At 70.9% G+C, this 23,774-nt stretch carries 14 protein-coding genes and 2 pseudogenes; 10 read left to right on the top strand and 6 right to left on the bottom strand.

The window, feature by feature from the left end; genetic code table 11:
* Window positions 1-80: 80 nt before the first annotated feature.
* From icmA to Vse01_RS20380, 3 genes and pseudogenes are all read left to right on the top strand, one after another.
* Window positions 81-1,769 (top strand): coenzyme B12-dependent isobutyryl-CoA mutase large subunit, encoded by a 1,689-nt coding sequence (icmA, locus tag Vse01_RS20390; protein ID WP_093410591.1) that lies wholly within the window; start codon window positions 81-83, stop codon window positions 1,767-1,769.
* A gap of 99 nt (window positions 1,770-1,868) precedes the next feature.
* Window positions 1,869-2,780 (top strand): tetratricopeptide repeat protein, encoded by a 912-nt coding sequence (locus tag Vse01_RS20385; protein WP_093410588.1) that lies wholly within the window; start codon window positions 1,869-1,871, stop codon window positions 2,778-2,780.
* 177 nt (window positions 2,781-2,957) lie between these two features.
* Window positions 2,958-3,933: pseudogene (locus tag Vse01_RS20380) on the top strand (arginase family protein); the annotation flags it as partial.
* Window positions 3,934-4,376: 443 nt separating this feature from the next.
* On the opposite strand, the gene Vse01_RS20375 reads toward Vse01_RS20380, so the two are convergent.
* Window positions 4,377-6,332, bottom strand: coding sequence for a penicillin-binding transpeptidase domain-containing protein (locus tag Vse01_RS20375; RefSeq protein ID WP_093410584.1), 1,956 nt, complete (start codon window positions 6,330-6,332; stop codon window positions 4,377-4,379).
* 286 nt (window positions 6,333-6,618) lie between these two features.
* On the opposite strand from Vse01_RS20375, the gene Vse01_RS20370 reads away from it, so the two are divergent.
* Complete coding sequence (locus tag Vse01_RS20370; RefSeq protein WP_093410580.1) at window positions 6,619-11,673, top strand: NAD-glutamate dehydrogenase; 5,055 nt, start codon at window positions 6,619-6,621, stop codon at window positions 11,671-11,673.
* Between the two features lie 32 nt (window positions 11,674-11,705).
* Here the strand turns inward: Vse01_RS20370 and Vse01_RS20365 are convergent, their stop codons facing one another.
* Both Vse01_RS20365 and Vse01_RS20360 read right to left on the bottom strand, forming a co-directional pair.
* Complete coding sequence (locus tag Vse01_RS20365) at window positions 11,706-12,407, bottom strand: class F sortase (RefSeq protein ID WP_093410577.1); 702 nt, start codon at window positions 12,405-12,407, stop codon at window positions 11,706-11,708.
* A complete protein-coding gene (locus tag Vse01_RS20360) occupies window positions 12,391-13,425 on the bottom strand; it encodes a hypothetical protein (RefSeq protein ID WP_093410673.1) in 1,035 nt (344 codons plus the stop codon). The genes Vse01_RS20365 and Vse01_RS20360 overlap by 17 nt, the downstream gene beginning before the upstream one ends.
* A gap of 532 nt (window positions 13,426-13,957) precedes the next feature.
* Between Vse01_RS20360 and Vse01_RS20355 the strand changes: the two genes are divergently transcribed.
* Complete coding sequence (locus tag Vse01_RS20355; RefSeq protein ID WP_093410573.1) at window positions 13,958-15,766, top strand: glycoside hydrolase family 6 protein; 1,809 nt, start codon at window positions 13,958-13,960, stop codon at window positions 15,764-15,766.
* A gap of 201 nt (window positions 15,767-15,967) precedes the next feature.
* On the opposite strand, the gene Vse01_RS20350 is transcribed toward Vse01_RS20355, so the two are convergent.
* The 3 genes from Vse01_RS20350 to Vse01_RS20340 form a co-directional block, all read right to left on the bottom strand.
* Complete coding sequence (locus Vse01_RS20350) at window positions 15,968-16,348, bottom strand: hypothetical protein (RefSeq protein ID WP_093410571.1); 381 nt, start codon at window positions 16,346-16,348, stop codon at window positions 15,968-15,970.
* A 148-nt stretch (window positions 16,349-16,496) separates the two neighbouring features.
* Window positions 16,497-17,423, bottom strand: coding sequence for a hypothetical protein (locus tag Vse01_RS20345; protein WP_093410569.1), 927 nt, complete (start codon window positions 17,421-17,423; stop codon window positions 16,497-16,499).
* Window positions 17,424-17,433: 10 nt separating this feature from the next.
* A complete protein-coding gene (locus Vse01_RS20340; protein WP_093410567.1) occupies window positions 17,434-18,030 on the bottom strand; it encodes a hypothetical protein in 597 nt (198 codons plus the stop codon).
* A 297-nt stretch (window positions 18,031-18,327) separates the two neighbouring features.
* Between Vse01_RS20340 and Vse01_RS20335 the strand changes: the two are divergent.
* The 5 genes and pseudogenes from Vse01_RS20335 to Vse01_RS20315 all read left to right on the top strand — a co-directional run.
* Window positions 18,328-20,961: pseudogene (locus tag Vse01_RS20335) on the top strand (sensor histidine kinase); the annotation flags it as partial.
* 200 nt (window positions 20,962-21,161) lie between these two features.
* Window positions 21,162-21,581: a roadblock/LC7 domain-containing protein gene (locus tag Vse01_RS20330; RefSeq protein WP_170863617.1), complete on the top strand. Its 420-nt coding sequence runs from the start codon at window positions 21,162-21,164 to the stop codon at window positions 21,579-21,581.
* A complete protein-coding gene (locus Vse01_RS20325; RefSeq protein WP_093410559.1) occupies window positions 21,571-21,960 on the top strand; it encodes a DUF742 domain-containing protein in 390 nt (129 codons plus the stop codon). Before Vse01_RS20330 ends, Vse01_RS20325 begins: the two co-directional genes overlap by 11 nt.
* Window positions 21,941-22,543 (top strand): GTP-binding protein, encoded by a 603-nt coding sequence (locus Vse01_RS20320; protein WP_093410557.1) that lies wholly within the window; start codon window positions 21,941-21,943, stop codon window positions 22,541-22,543. Before Vse01_RS20325 ends, Vse01_RS20320 begins: the two co-directional genes overlap by 20 nt.
* Window positions 22,544-22,672: 129 nt before the next feature.
* Window positions 22,673-23,707, top strand: a complete 1,035-nt coding sequence (locus Vse01_RS20315; protein ID WP_170863616.1) for a lactonase family protein — start codon at window positions 22,673-22,675, stop codon at window positions 23,705-23,707.
* Window positions 23,708-23,774 lie beyond the last annotated feature (67 nt).

The following is a 23,774-nucleotide window of genomic DNA, read 5'->3' as shown; positions in this document are numbered from 1 at the left end:
CGGTACGAACTGCCTTATCGATCGTTCAGGTAAGGGCTCTACACTCGGTTGCAGTCGAGGACTCGAGGAGGAGCCCGGGGATGAACGCCGACGACATCGCAGCCGGGCGGGCCCGCTGGCAGGCCCGCTACGACTCCGCGCGCAAGCGGGACGCCGACTTCACCACGCTCTCCGGGATGCCCGTCGACCCGGTCTACGGTCCACCGGAGGGTGCCGCGTACCCGGGGTTCGAGCGGATCGGCTGGCCCGGGGAGTTCCCCTACACTCGGGGCCTCTACCCGACCGGCTACCGGGGGCGGACCTGGACCATCCGCCAGTTCGCCGGGTTCGGCAACGCCCGGCAGACAAACGAGCGCTACAAGATGATCCTGGGCGCCGGTGGCGGCGGGCTTTCGGTCGCCTTCGACATGCCCACCCTGATGGGGCGCGACTCCGACGACCCGCAGTCGCTCGGCGAGGTGGGCCACTGCGGGGTGGCGGTGGACAGCGCCGCCGACATGGAGGCGCTCTTCGACGGCATCGACCTGGCCGGGGTCACCACGAGCATGACCATCTCCGGCCCGGCAGTGCCGGTGTTCTGCATGTACCTGGTCGCCGCCGAGCGCCAGGGCGCCGACCTGTCGAGTCTGGACGGGACGCTGCAGACCGACATCTTCAAGGAGTACATCGCGCAGAAGGAGTGGCTGTTCGACCCGGAGCCGCACCTGCGCCTGATCGGCGACCTGATGGAGTACTGCGCGGCTGAGATCCCGCGGTACAAGCCGCTGTCGGTCTCCGGCTACCACATCCGCGAGGCCGGCTCGACCGCCGCGCAGGAGCTGGCGTACACCCTGGCCGACGGCTTCGGTTACGTCGAACTGGGACTGTCACGCGGGCTTGACGTCAACGTCTTCGCCCCCGGGCTGAGCTTCTTCTTCGACTCGCACGTCGACTTCTTCGAGGAGATCGCCAAGTTCCGGGCCGCCCGCCGGATCTGGGCCCGCTGGCTGCGCGACGTCTACGGCGCCACCAGTGAGAAGGCGCTCTGGCTGCGGTTCCACACGCAGACCGCCGGCGTGTCGCTGACCGCGCAACAGCCGGTCAACAACGTGGTACGCACGGCCGTCGAGGCGCTCGCCGCCGTGCTCGGTGGCACCAACTCGCTGCACACCAACGCCCTGGACGAGACCCTCGCCCTGCCCACCGACGAGTCCGCCGAGATCGCCCTGCGTACGCAGCAGGTGCTGATGGAGGAGATCGGGGTGACGAACGTGGCCGACCCGCTGGGCGGCTCCTGGTACGTCGAGGCGCTCACCGACCGGATCGAGGCCGAGGCGGAGGAGATCTTCGCCCGGATCCGCGCGCTCGGTGGCGACGGCCCGCACCAGATCGGGCCGATGACCTCCGGCATCCTGCGGGGCATCGAGGACGGCTGGTTCACCGGACAGATCGCCGAGGCCGCGTTCGCGTACCAGCAGGCGTTGGAGAAGGGCGACAAGAAGATCGTCGGCGTCAACTGCCACACCGGAACGGTCGCCAAGGAGCTGGAGATTCTCCGCATCTCGCACGAGGTGGAGTTGGAGCAGCGCCGGATGCTGGCCGAACGCAAGCACGGTCGGGACGACTCCCGGGTACGTGCCGCGGTCGAGGCGATGGTGGCGGTGAGCCGTACCGGGGAGAACATGATCCCGGCGATGCTCGACGCCGTCCGGGCGGAGGCGACCCTCGGCGAGATCTGCGACGCGCTGCGCGCCGAATGGGGCGTTTACCGCGAGCCCGCACGGTTCTGACCTTCGCCCCATCAGGGCGGCTGGGCAGGGGTGACAGTGGCAACTGCGCGGGCCGAGGCTGATCCGAGTTCGGCGAACTGCGTGCGAGACTAGATAACCATGAGCGACCCACGGATCACCTCGTCGATCTTTACCCGCGGCGCGGTCGACCTCAGCGCGCTGCGCACCCCTGCCCCCAGTTCCACACCGGCTCCGGTTCAGGCCGGCCCGCCCGCCGGGGCGCCCGGCGGTGCCGTCGGCGGAGTCACAGTCGTCGACGTGACCGAGGCGACCTTCCAGTCGGAGGTCCTGGAGCGCTCGTTGACCACACCCGTCGTGGTCGACTTCTGGGCCGAGTGGTGCCAGCCCTGCAAGCAACTCTCTCCGGTGCTGGAACGGCTGGCGGTCGAGAGCGGCGGTGCCTGGGTGCTCGCCAAGGTCGACGTGGACGCCAACCCGAGGCTCGCGCAGATGTTCCGGGTCCAGGGCATCCCGATGGTGTACGCGGTGGTCGGCGGGCAACCCGTGGACGCCTTCTCCGGCGTGGTGCCCGAGGCGCAGCTTCGCCAGTGGCTCCAGGCCGTGCTCAAGGCCGGCGGGGTGAGCGTGGCCGAGCCGGAGGACCCACGGCTCGACGAGGCGGACGACGCGCTGATGAGTGGCGACCTGGACGCCGCCGAGCAGGCGTACCGCAAGATCCTCGCGGAAACCCCGGCGGACGCCGCGGCCGAGGCCGGGCTGGCTCAGGTGGGACTCGCCCGGCGGGTGGCCGGGGCCGACCCGCAGGCGGCGCTCACCGCCGCGGCGGCCGACCCCGACGACGTCGACGCCCAACTGCTCGCCGCCGACATCGAGGTGCTGAGCGGCCTGGCCGATCAGGCGTACCAGCGCCTGGTCAGGCTGGTGCGCCGTACCGCCGGCGACGATCGGGAGAAGGTCCGTCAGCACCTGATCGGCCTGTTCACCATCGCCGGGCCAGAGGATCCCGCAGTCGCCTCGGCCCGCCGGGCCCTGGCCAGCGCCCTGTTCTGAGTATCTGCCACGCCAGCGCGGGCCGGCGTGTCGCCGGCCCGCCCCCACACCACGAGGACGGGAGCTTAGGTGAGCGCGAGGAGTGAGCTTGCGAGCCCCGCAGTCGCGAACGGAAGGGGGCTCAGTGAGCGCGAGGAGTGAGCTTGCGAGCCCCGCAGTCGCGAACGAAGGCGGCCCATGATGCGCCGGATCGCCGTCCTCGACGCGCCGAGCAACCTCGGTCTGCGCCCGCCGACGCCCACCTCCGTTCCCGGCTGCGGGAAGGCGCCGGGCGCGCTACGGGACCAGGGACTGCTGCCCCGGTTGCGCGCCCGTGACGCGGGCTGCCTGACCCCGCCCCGTTACGACGCCGGTGACTGGCGACCCGGGGACGGCGTCTGCCACGCGCGGGAGATCGCCGACTACTCTGCGGCGCTGGCCGACCGGATCGGCGCGATCATCGACCGGGGAGAGTTCCCGGTGGTCCTCGGTGGTGACTGCTCGATTCTGCTCGGCTCGGCGCTGGCCATGCACCGGCTGGGTGAGGCGGTCGGCGGCCGGATCGGCCTGGTCTTCGTCGACGGCCATTCCGACTTCCGACACCCCGGCAACGCCTCGTACGTGGGAGCGGCGGCCGGTGAGGATCTCGCCCTGGTGACCGGTCGGGGCCAGGCCGACCTGGCGGCGATCGAGGGCCGGCGACCCTACTTTCGGGACGTCGATGTGGTGGTGCTCGGCATCCGGGCCCAGGACGAGTACCGGCTCGACCTGCAGGCCGCCGGGATCATCACCCGACCGGTGCCGGCGCTACGCGCCGAGGGCGCGGCGCGTACCGCCCAGTGGGCGCACGAGCAACTGGCCGACTGCGCCGGCTACTGGGTGCACGTCGACGTGGACGTGCTCGACCCCGCCGTGATGCCGGCGGTCGATGCGCCCGATCCTGGCGGGATCGCCTTCGCCGAGCTGGAGATTCTGCTCGCCGGTCTGGTCGACACCCCGCACTGCCTCGGCGTCGAGCTGACCGTCTTCGACCCCGACTACGACCCGGACGGCGCGTACGCCACGGAGATCGTCAACACCGTGGTATCCGGCCTGCGCCCGGTGACTGCCCCCGGCTCGGCGCCACCTCGGCTGCGTCCCGAGGAGAGGCTCCGTCCCACCCCCGGCCCGCGCCGGGGCCTCGATCAACCCGGCCCACCGGACGCACCGGCGCCGGTCGACCGCGGTCAGACCGACGACCATCGCCACAGCGACGGTCGCCGGAGTGGCGGTGGCGGCACGGACGGCGGTGGCGCGGGCGACGGCAGTGGCGGTGTGGGTGGCGGCAGCGCGGGCGGCGGTGACCCGGTCGATGGTGGCCTGGCTGATCATGGCCTGGCCGATGGTGGTGTAGCCGGTGGTGACCTGGGCGGCACCGCTTTCTCGACGGGAGTCACTCGTCCGGCGACCGCCACCGGCGGGCCGGCCGCCTGACAGAGCGCCGCCGTCTCATCCCGCCGCCGTTCCGGACAACTTCAGAGTTGTTGCTGCCTGGAGGCCCGCTGACCCAGCAACAACCCCGAAGTTGCTTACCGGAGAGCGTTGCGGGGGATCAGCGGCGGTGGAGGGCTGAGGGGGTCAGTCGGGTAGGGCGCGGAGGAAGCGTTCGGCGATCGGTACCGCGGTGCCGCTGCCCGAGCCACCCTTCTCGACGAAGACGGCGAACGCCACATCGCCCTGCCAGCCGACGAACCAGGCGTGGGTGTTCTCCGGGTTGTCGTCGTACTCGGCGGTGCCGGTCTTGCCGTGCACCGGCTTGCCCGGCACATCCCGCAGGGCCGTGCCGGAGCCGCTGGTCACCACCTCGCGCATCATCTCCTGGACTGCCATGACCGCCTCGGGCTTCAACTGCGGCCCCGATTCGGCTACCTGGGCCGGCGCCGGATCCAGCAACAGCTTCGGCGGGACGAACTGGCCCCTGGCCACGGCTGCGGTCGCCGCCGCCATGGCCAGCGGGCTGACCACTGTCGTACCCTGACCGATCGCTGCGGCGGCCTGTTCGGTGGCACCGCCACCGGCGGAGACCTTGCCGGTGAACGCGTCGAGGCCCAGGTCACCCCACTCGCCTTCCAGGCCCAGAGTGCGTCCGGCGGCGGCCAGACCGTCCGCGCCCAACTGGGGGGCGAGCGCGGTGAAGGCGGTGTTGCACGACTTGGCGAAGTCGGTGCGGAACGGCACCTCGCCGAGGGCGAAGTCATCGGAGTTCTTGAAGGAACGTCCGTCCACGACGAATCTCTTCGGGCAGGCGACGGTGGTGTCCGGAGTCACCGCGCCGCGTTCGATCAGCCCGAACGCGCTTACCATCTTGAAGGTGGAGCCGGGTGGCACCTGCGCGGTGAAGGCCAGGTTCTCCCCGGCGGCACCGGGGCCGTTGGCGGCGGCGAGGACGGCACCGTCGGCGACCCGTACGGCCACCAGGGCGGAGCGCCGGCGTTCGCCGCGCAGCGCCCGGTCGGCGGCGTTCTGGGTGGTCACGTCGAGCGTGGTACGAACCGGCTGGCCGGGCTGGGGCTCACGGCGGAACACCTCGGTGCCGGTCGGTTCCACGGTCCCGTCCGGCCCGGGACGGTTGATCACGACGGCCAGCCCCGGTACGCCGCGTAGCCGTTCGTCCCAGCGGCCCTGCAATCCTCCGTGACCGACGAGGTCGCCGGCGGAGTAGCGGTCGGGGTGGTTGGCGAGGTCCTCGGCGTACGCCGGATCGACGCTGCCGAGCACCGCCCGGGCGAACTCGCGGGTCGGTGCGAGGTCCAGCTTGTCGGTCGGGAACTTCGTCCCCGGCAGGGGGTAGATGCGCGACTTGATCTGCCGGTACGCCTCGTCCCGAAGGGTGACCACCTCGACGAACGCGTCCGGTTTGGCCTCCTTCAGCCGTTTGGGGAGGTCCGACAGGTCGACCGGCGGGGTGATCGCCGGCCGGATGGCGCGGAACGCGGTGTCCAGTTCGCGGACCATGGCCTTGACGTCGGTCACCTCGCTGGGCCGCAACCCCACCCGGACCACGTCGCGCGGTGCCACGATCGGCTCGCCGGCACCGTCCAGCACGGTCGCCCGCGGCGCACGGTCCCGCCGCAGCCCCAACCGGTCACCCCGAGTGAGCTGTTCCTGAACGATCTGCGGCTCCCAGATCACCTGCCACTGGTCGTCGCTGCCCTGGCTGAGTCGCAGCGGACGGTCGTACGCCCAGAGCGTCCCGCCCGGTAACGTCCACTCGGCGCGGATGGTGGCGGTGGCGGTGTCCCGGACCACCTCTGGATCGCCCTGGCGGGTCAGCGTGAGCGGAGCATCGACAAGCTCGCCGGAGAGCTCCCGGATCTCCCGGACGACGTTGGCTGCGGGAACCTTCGCGCCGGTCGGGTCGACGAAACCGACCGCGTTCAGGTCGCCCTTGCGCCAGCCGTCGAGGAATGCGTCGACGGTGCGCTGCGGGCCGTCCTCGCCCGAGCAGGCGACCAGACCGGCCGCTACGACCAGGCAGGCGACGACGACGGTCAGTGGCGACCGGCTGCGGCGTTGTCGGCGCGGAACGTACATCTCGTGCTTCCTTCTGGTCGGCTGCTCCGCACGCTAGTACGCCGGCGCGACGGCCACTGTCCCGGATGGGTCTGGTCAGGGGAAAAGACGGTCTCGTGACGGTGTGATGAACAACATCAGGCGGGGTACTCCGAACCCGGTCGAACCTCGTACCGCAACGGGTGAAAGGACGGCGTCGGAGATCCGGACGTCCGGCCGGTGGTCCGCCGACGGAAGAACCGATCGGTCGGCCTAGGCTTGGCGGCAGAGTGACCCACAGCGTTGTGGGTCGAGGGGAGTGGCACCGATGGACCGGCGTCCGGCGATCAAACCGGAACCCGACCTCCGGCAGGTTGACACCAGCCGGGACGACAGTTTCGACACGGCGACCGACGGGGACGGTTTCGGTCGGCTAGACACAGGTGTGACCGGGATGACCGGTTCGAGCATCGACACCCTCTACGACCTGGGACTACCGCCGGAGGCGCTGACCGACGACGCGGAGGACGCCGAGTTCGACGAGCCGGTGCCCAACGCCGAGCGACTGGTGGCCCAGGCGGTGTCGCTGGCCGGTGACGATCATGACGCGGCGACCCTGGTGGGCAGGTTCTGGCGGTTCGCGCCGGACGAGGAGCTGATCGGGTTCACCGCCGAGGAGATGCTCGACGCCGCCCGCGCGCACCGGGAACTGGCCCGGCAGCGGGTACCGGGTGAGTTGAAGCTGCGGATCCACTCGCCCGACGCGGAGCAGCACCACAGCGTCATCGAGATCGTCACCGACGACATGCCGTTCCTGGTCGACTCGGTGACCGCCCTGCTCAACACCCACCATCTGGACGTCCACCTGCTGGTGCACCCGCTGGTAGTGGTCCGCCGGGAGCCGTTGGGCCGGCTGGTCGAGGTCGCCGCCGACGTGGAGCCGGACGACGCGATCTCCGGCGACCTGGTCGAGAGCTGGATGCGGATCGAGATCGACCCGGTCCGCGACCCGGAGGAGCGGGACAAGCTACGCCGGGAACTGCAACGGGTGCTGACCGACGTGCGGGAGGCCGTCGAGGACTGGCCGAAGATGCGTCAGCGCGCCCTCGCCCTCGCCGATGAACTGGCCGCCGCGCGCACCAGTGACAACCGGCCACCGGTGCCGGAGAAGGACATCACCGACTCGGTCGAGCTGCTGCGTTGGCTCGCGCACGATCACTTCACCTTCCTCGGGTACCGGGAGTACCGGCTGGTGCCGAATTCGGCCGAGGGCGGGCCGGCGCTGGAAGCGGTGCTCGGCACCGGACTGGGCATCCTGCGTCAGGACTCGCCGGACGCGCGGGCGCTGTCCTCGATGACGCCCGAGGCGCACGAGAAGGTCACCGAGAAGCGCCTGCTGATCATCACGAAGGCGAACTCGCGGGCCACCGTGCACCGCTCGGCGTACCTCGACTACATCGGCTTCAAGATCTTCGACGAGGACGGCGAGGTGGTGGGCGAGCGGCGCTTCCTGGGCCTGTTCTCCACCGCCGCGTACCGGACCAGCGTCCAGGAGCTGCCGGTGGTCCGCCGCAAGGTAGCCGAGGTGCTGGACCGCTCCGGGCTGAGCCTGCGCAGCCACTCCGGCAAGGATCTGATGCAGATCCTGGAGACGTACCCGCGCGACGAGCTGTTCCAGATCAAGACCGACGACCTGTACCACGCGGTCATCGGGGTGCTGCGGATGGCCGGTCGCCGGCAGCTGCGGGTGTTCCTGCGCCGGGACGCGTACGGGCGGTTCATCTCCTGTCTGATCTACCTGCCCCGGGACCGGTTCACCACCCAGAACCGGCTGCGTATGCAGGACATCCTGCTGCGTGAGCTGAACGGTGTCGGGGTGGACTACACCACCCGGGTGACCGAGTCGATGCTGGCCCGGGTGCACTTCATCGTCCGTACCGACCCGACGAGCCCGCCCGGCGACATCGACGCCGACCTGCTGGCCGAGGAGTTGGCCGACGCCACCCGGTTGTGGGACGACGACTACCGGCTGGTGCTGGAACGCAAGCTCGGTGACGAGCAGGCCAAGCACCTGTTCGGTCGGTACGCCGACGCGTTCCCGGAGGGCTACAAGGACGGGCACACGCCGTACGAGGCGATGAAGGACCTGGCCAAGCTGGAGCTGCTGGAGGAGCCCGGCCAGCTGGAGATGCACCTGTTCCGCAAGCAGCTTGCGCCGCGTGCCGTCGGCCGGGGTCCGGACGTCGACGAGTCGATGGACGTGCGGTTCAAGGTGTACCGCTACGGCGAGCCGATGATGCTCTCGGCGGTGTTGCCGGTGCTGCACTCGCTCGGCGTGAAGGTGGTCGACGAGCACCCGTACGAGGTGGAGCGGGTCGACGGTCGGATCTGGCTGTACGACTTCGGGCTACGACTGCCGGAGGGGCACCAGGAACTGGCCGAGGTGCGCCCGCACGTGGAGAACGCCTTCGCGGCGGCCTGGCGGGGCGAAGCCGAGGTGGACCGCTTCAACGAGCTGGTGCTGCTCGCCGGGCTGACCTGGCGTCAGGTGGTGGTGCTGCGGGCGTACGCGAAGTACCTGCGACAGACCGGCACGGTGTTCTCGCAGGACTACATGGAGTCCACCTTCATCGCGTACCCGCGCCTGGCCACGTTGCTGGTGCAGCTGTTCGAGGCGCGGTTCGAGCCGGGGCCGGTCGACGCCGAGCAGCGTCAGCGGCGGGGCGCCGAACTGGTGGCCGAGATCCGCGCCGCGCTGGACGACGTGGCCAGCCTCGACCAGGACCGGATCCTGCGGTCGTACCTGAACCTGATCCAGGCCACCCTGCGCACCAGCTTCTATCAGCGGCCGGTGGGCGGGCGACCCAAGCCGTACGTGGCGTTCAAGCTCGATCCGCAGGCGATCCCCGAGTTGCCCGCGCCCCGACCGAAGTTCGAGATCTTCGTGTACTCGCCCCGGTTCGAGGGTGTGCACCTGCGGTTCGGGCCGGTGGCCCGGGGCGGCCTGCGCTGGTCCGACCGGCGGGAGGACTTCCGTACCGAGGTGCTCGGTCTGGTCAAGGCGCAGATGGTGAAGAACGCCGTCATCGTGCCGGTCGGTGCCAAGGGCGGTTTCGTGCTCAAGCAGAAGCCGGGTGACCGTGATGAGGCGGTGACCTGCTACAAGGAGTTCGTTTCGGCGCTGCTGGACGTCACCGACAACATCGTGGCCGGTGAGATCGTGCCGCCCGACGACGTGGTCCGGCACGACGGCGACGACCCGTACATGGTGGTGGCGGCGGACAAGGGCACCGCCACCTTCTCCGACACCGCCAACGAGATCTCGACGGCACACAACTTCTGGATGGGCGACGCCTTCGCCTCCGGCGGCTCGGCCGGGTACGACCACAAGAAGATGGGCATCACCGCCCGGGGCGCGTGGGAGTCGGTCAAGCGGCACTTCCGCGAGATGGGGCATGACACCCAGAGTCAGGACTTCACCGTGGCCGGGGTGGGCGACATGTCCGGTGACGTCTTCGGCAACGGCATGCTGCTGTCGGAGCACATCCGGCTGGTGGCCGCGTTCGACCACCGGCACATCTTCCTGGACCCGGATCCGGACGCGGCCACCTCGTACGCCGAACGGAAGCGGCTGTTCGACCTGCCCCGGTCCACCTGGGAGGACTACAACGCCGAGCTGATCTCGGCCGGTGGTGGGATCTACCCGCGTACGGCGAAGTCGGTGCCGGTGTCACCACAGGTCCGTGCCGTGCTCGGGCTCGACGACGACGTCGACCAGCTCAGCCCGCAGGAGTTGATGAAGGCCATCCTCACCGCGCCGGTCGATCTGTTCTGGAACGGCGGCATCGGCACCTACGTCAAGGCGTCCAGTGAGACCAACGCTCAGGTGGGCGACAAGTCCAACGACGCGATTCGGGTGGATGGGCGCAACCTGCGCTGCCGGGTGGTGGGCGAGGGCGGCAACCTGGGCTTCACCCAGCACGGCCGGATCGAGTACGCCCAGGCAGGCGGCCGGATGTACACCGACTTCATCGACAACGCGGCCGGGGTGGACTGCTCCGACCACGAGGTGAACATCAAGATCCTGCTGAACACCGCGGTCGCCGACGGTGAGCTGAGTGTCCCCGAGCGGGACGAGTTGCTCGCCCGGATGACCGACGAGGTGGCGGAGCTTGTCCTGCGGGACAACTACGACCAGGCCCGGGCGATCAACAACTCCCAGGCCCAGGCGACCTCGCTGCTTCCGGTGCACCGACGGATGATCACGGAGCTGGAGCGTGCCGGCGTCCTGGAACGGTCGCTGGAGGCGCTGCCGCCGGACGAGGAGTTGGCGGTACGCACCGAGTCCGGGTTGACCGCGCCGGAGTTCGCCGTGCTGCTGGCGTACGTGAAGATCGCCCTGGAGAAGGAGATCCTCACCGACGGGCTGCCCGACGAGGAGTGGACCGGTGAGGTGCTGGTCAACTACTTCCCGACGCCGATGCGGGAACGGTTCGCCGACCGGATGAACCGGCACCGGCTGCGCCGCGACATCGTGACCACGGTGCTGGTCAACGAGGCGATCAACCGGGGCGGGATCTCGTTCGTCTTCCGGGTGGTCGAGGAGACCGCCGCGACGGCGGCGGACGTGATCCGGGCGTACGTGGTGGTCCGCGAGGTCTTCGGATTGCGTGAGCTGTGGGACGCGGTCGAGGCCCTGGACAATCGGATCGATCCGGAATTGCAGACCAACGTCTACCTCGACACCCGGCGGCTGCTCGACCGGGCGGTGCGGTGGCTGGTGACCAACCGCCGCTCGCCGATCGACGTGCCGGCGGAGATCGCGCGACTGCGGGACGGGATCACCCGGCTGCTGCCCCAGATGGAGACGCTCTTCTACGGCAGCGAACGCGAGTCGATCGCGGCGCACATCGACTCGATGACCGAGCGTGGGGTGCCGCGTGAGCTGGCCGAGCGCAGTACCCGGCTGATGTACAGCTTCGGTCTGCTGGACGTGGTGGAGACCGCCACCGGCACCGGGCGGGACGTCGGCGAGGTCGCCTCGGTCTACTTCGTGCTCTCCGACCGGTTCCGGGTGGACTCGCTGCTGTCCAAGATCTCGCTGCTGCCGCGCGAGGACCGGTGGCAGACGCTCGCGCGGATGGCGCTGCGGTACGACCTGTACGCCGCACTCGCCGCGCTCACCGCGGAGGTGCTGGACTCCACGCCGGGTGACCTGTCGCCGCAGGAGCGGGTACAGCAGTGGGAGCAGTCGAACGCCACCTCGATCCACCGCGCCGAACGGGCGATGGGCGAGTTCGACGAGTCCCGGGCGGACCTCGCCGCACTGTCGGTACTGCTGCGCCAGATCCGTACCCTGGTCCGCACCTCCGCCGCCACCTGACCACCCGGGGCGGTGGGGTCTGGGGTGGTGGGTCAGGGGATCAGCGAGGCGAAGACGATCACGTTGTCGGGATAGTCGCCGGTCGCCTCGTCGAACTGGCCGCCGCAAGTGATCACCCGCAGGCCCGGCCGGTCGCTGGGGCCGTACACCTGCTCGGTGGGGAAGGCGTCCTTCGGGTACGACGCCACCGAGTCCACCCGGAAGGTGGCCGTCCGGCCATCGGCCCGTTCGACGCTCACGGTGTCGCCGGGTTGCAGGGCACCGAGGGAGAAGAAGACGGCGGGACCGATCGCGGCCGAGTCGACGTGTCCGACGATGACGGAGTTGCCCGGCTCGCCCGGGCTCGGGCCGGGCTCGTACCAACCGGCGAGCAGCGCCTGGTCGAGCGGGGGCACCTGGACGGTGCCGTCGGGGTTGGTGCCGAGCGCCATGATGCCGGCGCGGACTCCGATGCGGGGAATGTTGATGGTGGTGGGGGTGGCGCGGGACAACCCCGTCGGTACCTGCTGCGCGCCGTCGAGGTCGGCTTCGGCGAGTGGACCGTTCGGGGACGGATCGCTCGTCCCCGCGACGGGCTGCGGCGGGCGCGGCGAGTCGGTGGTCTTCAGCGACGCGCCGATGAGCCCGGAGCCCATCATGGCGAGCACGACGACGACGGCGGCGCCGACGGCACGCCACGGTCCCCCGTGACGGCCGCCGGCCCGTCCCGTCGTCGCGTCAGGCCGCGAACTCATCGGCCCGACGACGGCGCATCAGCACGAGGCCACCGAGGGCGGCCGCGCCGACCAGGCTCGCCCCGGCGGTGGCCAGGCCACGGTCGGCGCCGGTGGCGATGCCACCGTCGCCACCGTCGACCCCACCGTGCGGCAGGACGACCAACTCGCCCGTGCCACAGGAGCCCTCCAACTTGTACGTGCCGGGCTTGGCGTCCCGGGCGACGTGGGCCTCGCCGTAGTAGACGAAGTCCTTCTTGTGCTCCCAGCTGTCCTTGCCCCGCGCGTCGGCCGCGTCTGCCGCCCAGTCGCGCTTGCCGGACCAGTCAGCCTCGCCGGAGCGGTCTTCGCGCTCGCCCGACCAGTCACTCTCGCCCGACTCGCCCGACCAGTCGCTCCCGCCCGACTCGCTCGACCAGTCGCCCTTGTGCGACTCACCCGACCAGTCGCCTTCGCCGGACCAGTCACGCTCGGCGGAGTCCGAGCCGCTCTCGTGCCGACCGGACCAGTCGCCGGTGGACTCCTCGTTGGCCGAGTAGCCCGCCTCGTCCTGGCCCTTCCAGTCCTTCTTGTCGTGGTCCTTGGAGTCGCGACCGCCCTCAGCGTCCTGGCCGTGCTCCTCGCCCTTCCAGTCGTCGCGGACGTCGGCGCCGCCGCCCCAACCGCCGCCGGACTCGCCCTCGGCGGGCTGCGAACGCTCGTGGCCGGACCAGCCCTCGCTGTCCATGCCGCCTTCAGCAGCGCCGTTCTCCTCGCGCCAATCCTTGTGGTCGCCGCGCGAGTCGCCGTCCCGGGCCGGTTCGAGCTTCACCTTCCCGGTGACCTTGGACCAGACGAAGGGGTGCTCCTGCTCCTCGGGGCAGATCTGCACGAGCTTGACCTCTTCGCCCGCCTTGACGGCGTGCGGCTTGGCGAAGACCTTGCCTTCTTCCGTCTGCGGTTGGCCGTCGGCGTACGCGGCCCCTGGCGCGAACACCAGCAGGGAGGCGCTGCCGAGGGCAGCACCCGCAACGACCTTCCCCAGCATCTTCTTAGCCATGACCTGTGTCACTCCATCCCTGTTGTCCTGCGGCCGGCAACAACCGAGCCAGAACCGACGTTAGACCGTTTCATGACTTATGCAGGGAAAAATTCGTGTTCTGGCATTCGTTCGGTCTGTCGAGCTTTGTCGGTCTGCCTGCCCCGGACGTGCCGGCCTGTCCGGCGCCTGGTGGGATGGGTGTGGCAGGGCTTGCCAGGGCCCGCCGCTCGCGTTGTAGTGGTGTTGCGGCATTTGCCCGGTAGGGTTTCGAAAATATCGAACCATTGCCATGGAAGCGCTCCCATGCAAGAATCGCAGCACGCGGTGAGCAGAGCCACACCGCGTAGGCAGGGGTCGAGGGCATCCGGTTCGCCGGACGACCACCTGGCCGCCGACCGGTGACGCCGGTCGTCGCACCACCACCAACGCCCGTCCGGGTCGGGCGCTCCCGAAGAATCCCGTTGGCGCCGGCGGTCGTCCGCACAGGACGTCCCTCGGGCCACGTGCCGGGCCGTACGCGGATCCGGTCTCGCCCAAGGAGATCAGTGGCATGAATGTGTGGAGAAGGCTGTCCGGTCGACGCCGGGCCGTCGCGCTGGCCGGCGCGAGCGCGCTGGTCGCGGGCGGTTTGGTGACGCTACCGGTGACCGCGGCGCACGCGGCGACGCAGTGCGACGTGGCCTACACGACCAACGACTGGCAGGGCGGCTTCACCGCCAACGTCACCATCAGGAACGTCGGCGACGCGCTCAGCAACTGGACGCTCGGCTTCACGTTCCCCGACGCCAACCAGCGTCTCGTTCAGGGCTGGTCGGCCCGGTGGAGCCAGTCGGGCCGCAACGTGACCGCGCAGAATGAGTCGTGGAACGGCAACCTGGCCACCGGCGCCAGCACCAGCATCGGCTTCAACGGCTCGTGGAGCGGCAGCAACCCCAAGCCCACCTCGTTCACCGTCAACGGGGTGACCTGCAACGGCGGCACGCCGCCGACCAGTACGCCGCCGACCAGCACCCCGCCGACCAGTACGCCCCCGACCAGTACGCCGCCGACCAGCACTCCGCCGACCAGCACCCCGCCGACCAGCCCGCCGCCTCCCGGTACCAGGGTGGACAACCCGTACCTGAACGCCCAGGGCTACGTGAACCCGGAGTGGAAGGCCAAGGCCGAGTCGGTCGCCGGCGGTAACCGGGTGTCGAACATCTCGACGGCGGTCTGGATCGACCGGATCGCGGCGATCGAGGGCACCGACAACAGCCAGTCCAACGGCCCGATGGGGATCCGCGACCACCTGGACGAGGCGCTGGAGCAGGGTGCCGACTACATCCAGTTCGTCATCTACAACCTGCCCGGCCGCGACTGCGCGGCGCTCGCCTCCAACGGTGAGCTGCAGGCGGACGAGCTGCCGAAGTACAAGGCCGAGTACATCGACCCGATCGCGGCGATCCAGGGTGACGCGAAGTACCGCGACATCAGGATCATCAACATCATCGAGGTGGACTCGCTGCCGAACCTGGTGACCAACACCTCCGGCAACCCGGGTGGCACCGTCATGTGCGACACGGTCAAGGCCAACGGCGCGTACGTGCAGGGTGTCGGCTACGCCCTGGCCCAGCTGGGCGCGTTCTCGAACGTCTACAACTACGTGGACGCCGGGCACCACGGCTGGCTCGGTTGGGACAGCAACTTCACCCCGACCGCCCAGATCCTGAAGGAGGCCGCGACGGCCTCCGGTAGCACCGTCAACCACGTGCACGGGTTCATCACCAACACGGCGAACTACTCGGCCCTGATCGAGCCGTACGCGAAGGTCACCGACTCGGTGAACGGGCAGACGGTGCGGCAGTCCGACTGGATCGACTGGAACCAGTACAACGACGAGCAGAGCTTCGCCCAGGCGTTCCGTCAGGAACTGGTCCGGCAGGGCTTCCCCAGCAGCATCGGCATGTTGATCGACACCTCCCGTAACGGCTGGGGCGGCCCCAACCGGCCCACCAGCGCGGGCCCGACGACCAACGTGAACACCTACGTGGACGGTGGCCGGGTCGACCGCCGCATCCACAAGGGCAACTGGTGCAACCAGTCCGGTGCGGGTATGGGCGAGCGGCCGAAGGCCGCGCCGGCTTCCGGCATCGACGCCTACGTCTGGGCCAAGCCCCCGGGCGAGTCGGACGGCTCCAGCCGCGAGATCCCGAACAACGACGGCAAGGGCTTCGACCGGATGTGCGACCCGACCTACACCGGTAACGACCGCAACGGCAACAGCATGAGCGGTGCCCTGCCGGACGCCCCGATCTCGGGCGCCTGGTTCGCGGCTCAGTTCGCCGAGCTGATGGCCAACGCCTACCCGCCGCTGTCCTGACGGACACAGGCACACCCGCCGCCGACAGTAGGTGAGGCGCTGCGGCGGCAGGTCACCCGGGCCCCTGGTCCGACCGCACCGGTCGGACCAGGGGCCCCTCGCGCCGCCTGCGCCACGGTTGCCGTCACCCGCTCGACGGCGGCGGGTGTGCCGCAACCGGCTACCGCCGCCGCGGCGAGGGCGCACCGGGGCGCGGGCGGATCAGGGAACCGTCTTCTCGATCGCCGTCCGGCCGGTCTCGTCCAACTCGCGCCGGGCCCGCTCGATGTTCTCGGCGGTGAGGTCCTGCCCCCGAGCCATCACCAGGTCCTCCGGCTCCCAGGGCTGCTCCGCGCCGGTGCGGATGTTGTCCCCGCCGGCACCGGTGCCGGTCCCCGTCGCGCCGGTCCCGGCGGCGTACGGATCGGCGATGATGTCGTCGGTCGGCCCGCTTCCGGTCGGATCATCCGGTTCGGCGAACGTCGGATTGTCCCGGTCGGGACCGCCCCCGGTCATCAGCTGAGGGATGGTGCTGTCGTCGTCGACCGCCGCGGCCGCCTCGGGGCGCTCCTCCAGCGGTCGTTGCCGATCACGATCCGTCATCGCTGCTGCCCTCCTGTCCGCGGCGCTCTCCGGCCCTGTTGGGCGTACCCGCCTCGCCGGTGGCCATGCCTGCGGCGGTACGCCGAAGGCGGGTGCCCCCGGATCCGGGGGCACCCGCCTTCGGGTGAAACGTCGTGGTGCGGGCGAGTCAGCGGCCGAGCACCCGGTCGAGGAAGTCCCGGTACTCGCGTACCGCCACCCGCAGCTGCTCGGTGTCGGACGAACCGGCCTCCTGCCAGCCGCCGAGCTTGTTGCGGTGCTCGGCCAGCGCGGCCGAGAGCGCCTCCATGGCCTCCTCCACCAGCGACTGCGCCTCGCCGGCAGCCGCCCGGGGGTCGTCCACGAAGCGCAGTTGGACGTCGCGCCAGCGGTCCCGGAAGCCCTGTGCGGTCGTGTCGTCGAACAGCGTCGCCGCCCCGGCCGGAGCCGCCGCCCCGGGGCTGGCCGTGGCCTCGCCCGAGGTCTGCGTGTCGGGGTCGACCATCGTGGGTGTGGCGCTGCCGAAGCCGGCCCCGCCCGCCGCCGCCGTGTCGTCGTCCGCCGTCGTCCGGAGGGAGCCGTCGTCCGTCGCCCGGTCCACGTCGACGGGATTGTCGGCCAGCCGGTCGTCCGCCGCATCGTCGGCGGCGGAAGCCTCGGCGTCGTTGTCGTCGAGGTCATCGTCGTCGCCGGTCCGGTTGAACTCGGCCGTCGGGTCCGCCCGCCGTCCCTCCCGTTCCCCGTCGACCGCACCGTCACCAGGTCGGGCGGTGTCCTCCTCGCGCGGGTCGCGCTCGTCCTCGGGGCGCGGACTGGCCAGTGCGGACGCGGCGACCGCGCCACCGACCGTGGTCGCGCCGAAGGTGGTTGGCACCGGACCCGGCTCGTTGAACTCGGCCCGCTCGCTGTCGGAGCCGGGACGGCCGTCCCAGGGGCGGCCCCGGTCGGCCTCCGACCGGTCGCGATCCGTCGGCTCGTCGACGATGTCGGCCCCGTCGTCAGTCGTCCGGTCGTCCTCAGTGTCCGGCACCGCCACCGGGGCGGAGCGTACGGTCTCCGGGTGGTCGTTGTTGAGCTGCTGCTCTTCCTGCCGCATGGTGATCTCCTCAGCGGTTGGTGGCGTCGTGGGCGGCGTCGGGGTGGCGCTGTTCCGGCGCTCCGGCAGCGACCGGCGGCTCCTCGCCGAGCAGGTCGCTGAAGAGAGCGCGGTAGTGGACGACGGCCTGGCGGAGATCCTCGGTGCTGGCCTCGCCCCGGGAGTTGCGCAGATGGATCTCGTGTGCGTCGCGGTAGTGACCCAGCGTGCGCGCGTGTTCGACGGAGAGATGGGCGATCTGGTCGTCGAACTCACCGGTGGGGTATCCGCGTTCGGCGATGAGCCGGCTGACCAGTTCGTCGGCCTGCCCGACGGTCTCGGCAGGGGAGTCGACGAAACGTACCTGGAGCTCCTCCCACGCCTCGGTGTACCGGGCCCGGGACTCGGGCGTGAGCGGGACCAGTTCGAGTTCGGCGTGCCGGCGTTCCCGGTCCCGCAACTCGCGCTCGGCGGCGCTGCGGCTGTCCTGCTCGGCGACGACGTGGTCGTACTCGGGGCCGAAACGCTGCCGGAGCGCCCGGCGGCGGCCGGCCACGACGACGGCGGCGGCGATGGCGGCGACCACCAGGATGACGAGGACGATGACGATTATCTGCGTGGGCGACATGGCTCCTCCTTCGCCTGCAGGTATTCCCGCCACGCAGTGATCGCCAATCCCGTTTCGGCGCACTTTCCTGGCCCGACCTGGCTGCCGGCGGGGCGGAAACCGACAGGCGGTTCGTCGCCGGGACGTTCGGCAACGTACCGGTAGTCTCGACGGACGGTAGTGCGACCGGCGCGGATTACGTATCCTGCCCAAGGCGCCCGAGCCGGCGTCCCGGCGGGACAACCGGGGTGCGCCCCGGCGACGACGCTGCCCGGCTGTGCCGGAGCCCTTCCAGCCACCCTTCCGGGCGAGGTCCGATTGAACACCCGCGACTGGCCGATCCGCTCGAAGCTGACCGCGTTGGTCGTCGTGCCGGTGACCGCGCTGCTGGCACTGTGGATCTTCGCGACCACGCTCACCTTCGGGCCGGCGCTCGACCTGCTCGCCGCCCGTACTCTCCTGTACGACCTCGGCCGGCCGGGTGAGACCGTGGTGGCCGAGTTGCAACGGGAGCGACGGCTCTCCGTGGTCCATCTCGCCTCGCCGCGCACCGAGTGTGGACAGCCGCCGGCCAACTGCGTGCTACCGGCCCTGGTGGAACAACGGGCCCGCACCGACGCGGCCATCGCCGAATTGCGTCGGCGGGTCAGTGGCGAGCAGCTGCGGGACGCCGCCGGAGAGCTGCTCGAAGCTCGGCTCGATCGCTTCATCGGCGAGCTGGACGCGTTGCCGGCCGGACGCGGCTTCATCGATCGTCGGGATCTCGACCGCGCCGGTGCGGTCGGCCTCTACAGCGGAATGATCGCCTCTGCCTTCCAGACCTTCACCGCCCTGGCCAACCTTCCGGACCACGACCTCAACCGTGAGGCGTTGGCGCTGACCAGCCTCGGTCGTTCGCGGGAACTGCTGGGCCAGACCGACGCGCTGCTGGCCGGTGTGCTGACGGCCGGCAGGTTCGCCGAGGGCGAGCACACCCTGCTCGTGCAGGGCATTGGCAATCAGCGGTTCCTGGCCGAGGCCGCGGTGGCCGACCTGCCCGAGGCGGACCGGACCGCGTACCAGCGGCTGACCGAGCAGGAGGCGTTCGGTCGGTTGCGGGCGATGCAGGACGACATCGTGACCGCGGATCCGTCGGCCCGGCTGCGACTCGACCCGCAGGCGTGGCAGACGAGCTACGACACGGTGCAGCAGTCGCTGCGAGACTTCGAACTGACCCAGGCGGACGGACTGGCCGACCGGTCCGTGCCGATGGCGGTAGGAACCATGGTGCGGCTGGCCGCCGCCGGACTGCTCGGCCTGATCGCCGTCGTGCTCTCGCTGGTGGTGGCGGTCCGGGTCGGCCGCTCCCTCGCGCAACGGTTGACCCGGGTACGCGGCACCCTCGCCGACGCCGAACGGCGCCTGCCGGAGGTGGTGGACCGGCTGCGCAAGGGCGAGCAGGTCGACCTGGCGCGGGAGGCGTCGGTGGCCGATCAGGGTGCCGACGAGATCGGCCAGGTCGCGCAGGCGTTCACCGAGGTGCACCGGGTCGCCATCCGTTCGGCCATGGTCGAGGTGGGCCTGCGGCACGGCCTCAACGACGTCTTCCTGAACATCGCGCGGCGCAGCCAGGGGCTCGTGCACCGCCAGTTGGCCCTGCTCGACCGGCTGGAGCGCGATGCGGAGGACCCCGATCACCTGGCCGAGCTGTTCCGCGTCGACCACCTCGCCACCCGGCTGCGGCGGCACGCGGAGGACCTGGTCATCCTCGCCGGTGCCGCGCCGGGGCGGGGTTGGCGTAACCCGGTGGCCATGGTGGACCTGATCCGTGGGGCGATCTCCGAGGTCGAGTCGTACGACCGGGTCGACATCACCACAGTGCAGCCCGCCGGCACGGTCGGCCGGGTGGTGGGGGACATCATCCACCTGCTCGCCGAGCTGATCGAGAACGCCACCACGTTCTCACCGCCCGATTCCCGGGTCGAGGTCTCCGGTGCGCATGTGGCCCATGGCTACGCCCTCTCCGTCACCGACGAGGGTCTCGGCATGAGCGAGGCGGCCATCGACGAGGCGAACCGGAAGCTGGCCCGGTCGCCGGAGTTCGATCCCAGCGAGACCGCCCGGCTGGGGCTGTTCGTGGTGGCGCGACTGGCCGCCCGGCACGACGTCCGGGTGCGGTTGCGTCGGTCGGAGGGGACCGGCCTCACCGCTGTGGTGCTCATCCCGACCGAGCTGATCACCGAGGAACCGTCGCCGTTGCCCGGCCCGGAGGCGCTGGCCGGCGACGACCGGGGTGCCACGCCGGAGCAGCGGCGGCTGGTCCGGGCGACTCGGCTGACCACGGTGCCCCGGCCGCGGACCCGCACCGTCGAACGCGGCACTGCGGTGTCGTCCGGCGGCCCAGCCTCCGGCGTTCCGACGTCCGGCGCGGCTGTCCGGGCGCCGGGCGGACGCTCGACGGTCGGGCCGGCGGAAGCCGACGGCCTGCCCCGTCGGATCCGACGCCGCGCCGCCGCCGACCCGTCAGACCCGTCGACCGCGTCGGGCACCGAGCCGGTCACCGTCCCGTCCGATACCGAGGCGGCTCCCGCCGGCCCGCGCGCCGCCAAGACCGGGACGGAACCACAACGGGCACCGACGCGGCCACCCGGGGGCGGTTCACCCGAGCCTGGTGCCGGGCCAGCCCCAGCCCATCCGGACGCGCGCCGTGGGCTGGATGCGCCCACGATCCAGCTGCCGGCGATGACCGCTCCGCCCGCCCGCACGGCCGCGATCGACGGTCCGACCGTCCGACAACCGTCGGTGGCAGCCCGGCCGCACCGCGATCCGACGCCCCGAAGCCCGGAGGAGGCACGGCGGGTCATGTCGGCGCTGCAGGCGGGCACCGCCCGGGGCCGGCGGGACGCCGCCCGCAGCTCGAACCCGGAACCGGGCGGAGCGCCACCACCGGAGAACGCGACCGACCGGGCAGTGCCGCCTCTGGCGGCGCCGGACCACCAGTCCGGCGCAGCTGCCGTGGGCCCGACCGGCGAGGCCGGGTCACCGGTGGAGGTTCCCGACCGGACCGGGTCGGGCCCGGCGGGCCGAGACCGGACCACCGCACCGCCCGGCTCTCCGCCGGGCACCACACCGGCGTCGGTGGATTCCCCGACCGCGACTGAGAGGGACGCCTGATGCAATCGACGAGGCAGAACGCAGATCTCGACTGGTTGCTGGACGATCTGCTGGAGCGGGTACCGACCGCGCGGCACGCCGTGGTGCTGTCGGCGGATGGACTCCTGCTGGGCTCCTCCGCCGGCATGGACGCCGCCGACGCCGAGCACCTCTGCGCGCTGGCGTCCGGTCTGTCCAGTCTCGCCCGGGGCGCGAGCCGGCACCTCACCGGCGGACCGGTCCGGCAGACCGTGGTGGAGATGGAGTCCGCGTACCTCTTCGTCACCGCGGCGGGGCAGGGCGCGTGCCTGGCGGTCGCCAGCGACGCCGACGCGGACATCGGCCTGGTGGCGTACGAGATGGCGATGCTGGTGACCCGGGTGGGCGAGAACCTGCAAGCGCCGGCCCGAGCGTCGGTGGGTGCCACCGATGCGGACTGAGTTAACCGAGCATCGACACGAGTGGCTCGACGACGAGGCTGGGCCGGTGGTGCGGCCGTACACCCTCACCGGTGGGCGCGTCCGTCCCAGCACGGACGGATTCGACCTGGTCGCGTACGTGTTGGCGAAGCCGGACCCGGACCTCGCCGCCTACCCGGAGCTGTATCCGGAGCACCGGCTGCTGGTGGAGTTGGCCGGCCGCGGTACCCCCGTCGTGGAACTCGCCGCGGACCTGGACCTGGCGGTCGGCGTGGTCCGGGTGCTACTTGGTGATCTGCTGTCCCGGGGACTGGTCGCCGTACACCAGCCACCACGCGCCACGTACCTGCCCGACAACAACATCCTCAAGGCGGTGGTCGATGGACTCCGTGCGTTATAACGGCGATCAGCGGGGACATCGGGTGCCCATCGCGCTGAAGATCCTCATCGCCGGCGGCTTCGGCGCCGGCAAGACAACGCTGGTTAGCGCGTTGAGTGAGGTCCGGCCGTTGCAGACCGAGGAGATCCTGACGGGCGCGGGCATCGACACCGACGATGTCTCCGGGGTGGAGGCCAAGTCGACCACCACGGTGGCGATGGACTTCGGGCGGATCACCATCAACGACGACCTCCAGCTGTACCTCTTCGGTACCCCGGGACAGGACCGGTTCTGGTTTCTCTGGGACGAACTGGCGTTCGGTGCGCTCGGCGCGGTGGTGCTCGCCGACACCCGGCGGCTGGCCGACTGCTTCCCCTCGATCGACTACTTCGAGCAGCGGGGCATTCCGTTCGTGGTGGGGGTGAACTGCTTCGACGACTCCCGTCGGTTCAGCCTGGAGGCCGTGCGTAGGGCCCTGGATCTGGACCCGGAGGTGCCGATGGTGCTCTGCGACGCCCGGGACCGGCAGTCCGGCAAGACCGTGCTGATCTCCCTGGTCGAGCACGTCGCCCGGCATCGGGGCGAGCCGGTGCCGACGGCCTGAGTCGACCGGCCGGAGGGCGGTCCGGTGCGTCCACGGGCGGCCGGATCGCGGTGGGGAGGTCTAATCCGCCGGTGCCGGGGGAAGGCTTCAGAGATGGGTTCGACGGAAACGAGCGGAGGGCGGCAGCCGGTGGCAGGTCGAGGCGAGATCGTTCACATCGGCGGGTACACCGCGCCCAGCGGAGGGCGCGGCACCGGCATCGTCGCCGCGCGGCGGGAGCCGCGCACCGGCGAGCTGACGTCGCTGGGCACCGTCGCGGTCACCCCGTCGCCCTCCTTCCTCGCCCGCCACCCGGCGCGGCCCGTGCTGTACGCGGTGAACGAGCTGCCCGACGGCCAGATCAGCGCGTGGCAGGTCGGGGTCGACGGCGACCTGTCGTCCATCGGCTCGTGGCCCACGGGTGGGGCGGAACCGTGCCACCTGGCAGTCGCGCCCGACGGCGGGCACCTGTTCGTGGCGAACTACGGTGGCGGCAGCGTGACGGTCTTCCCGCTCGATGCGGACGGTGTGCCCGGCGAGCGCACTGACGTGGTGGAGCACCAGGGGCACGGGGCCGACCCCGATCGCCAGGAGCGTGCGCACGCTCACATGGTCTCGCCGGGCCCGGGTGGGTCGCCCTTGCTGGTGGTCGATCTGGGCACCGACGCGATCTACCGCTACGACCTTGACGGCGCCAGCGGACGACTGGTGCCCCGAGCGCCCCGGGTGCGAACCGCGGCCGGGGTGGGTCCTCGGCACCTGGCCCGGCATCCCGACGGGCGGCGCTGCTACGTCTCCGGTGAGCTGGATGGTTCGGTGCTGGCCTACGAGCTGAGCGACGGGACGCTGCACCAGCGGGGCCGGATCGACGCCAGCGACCGGGGTGGGCATGTGCAACCGTCCGAGATCGGAATCGGTCCGGATGGCCGCTTCCTCTACGTCGCCAACCGAGGCGTCGGCACGGTGACCGTCTTCGCTCTTGGTGCGGGCCTGCCGGAAATCGTGGCCGAGGTGGAGACCGGTGGCGAGTGGCCCCGCCACTTCGCGCTCATCGGGGAACACCTCTACGTCGCCGACGAACGGGCGGACATGGTGCGCACTTTCCGGGTCGAGCCGGCCACGGGTGTGCCGGTGGCCGTCGGAGAGCCGCTGCCGATCGCGAGCCCAACTTGCGTTCTGCCCTGATCGTGGGCCTGAGACATAGATGCATCCACATTGTGACGCTGACCCATCACTCAAAGTGACGGAATCG

The organism is Micromonospora sediminimaris (assembly GCF_016863575.1).
In the GTDB taxonomy this organism is placed as follows: domain Bacteria; phylum Actinomycetota; class Actinomycetes; order Mycobacteriales; family Micromonosporaceae; genus Micromonospora; species Micromonospora sediminimaris.
Note: the sequence above shows the minus strand (reverse complement) of the source record. Positions and strands in the feature narration are given on the sequence as shown.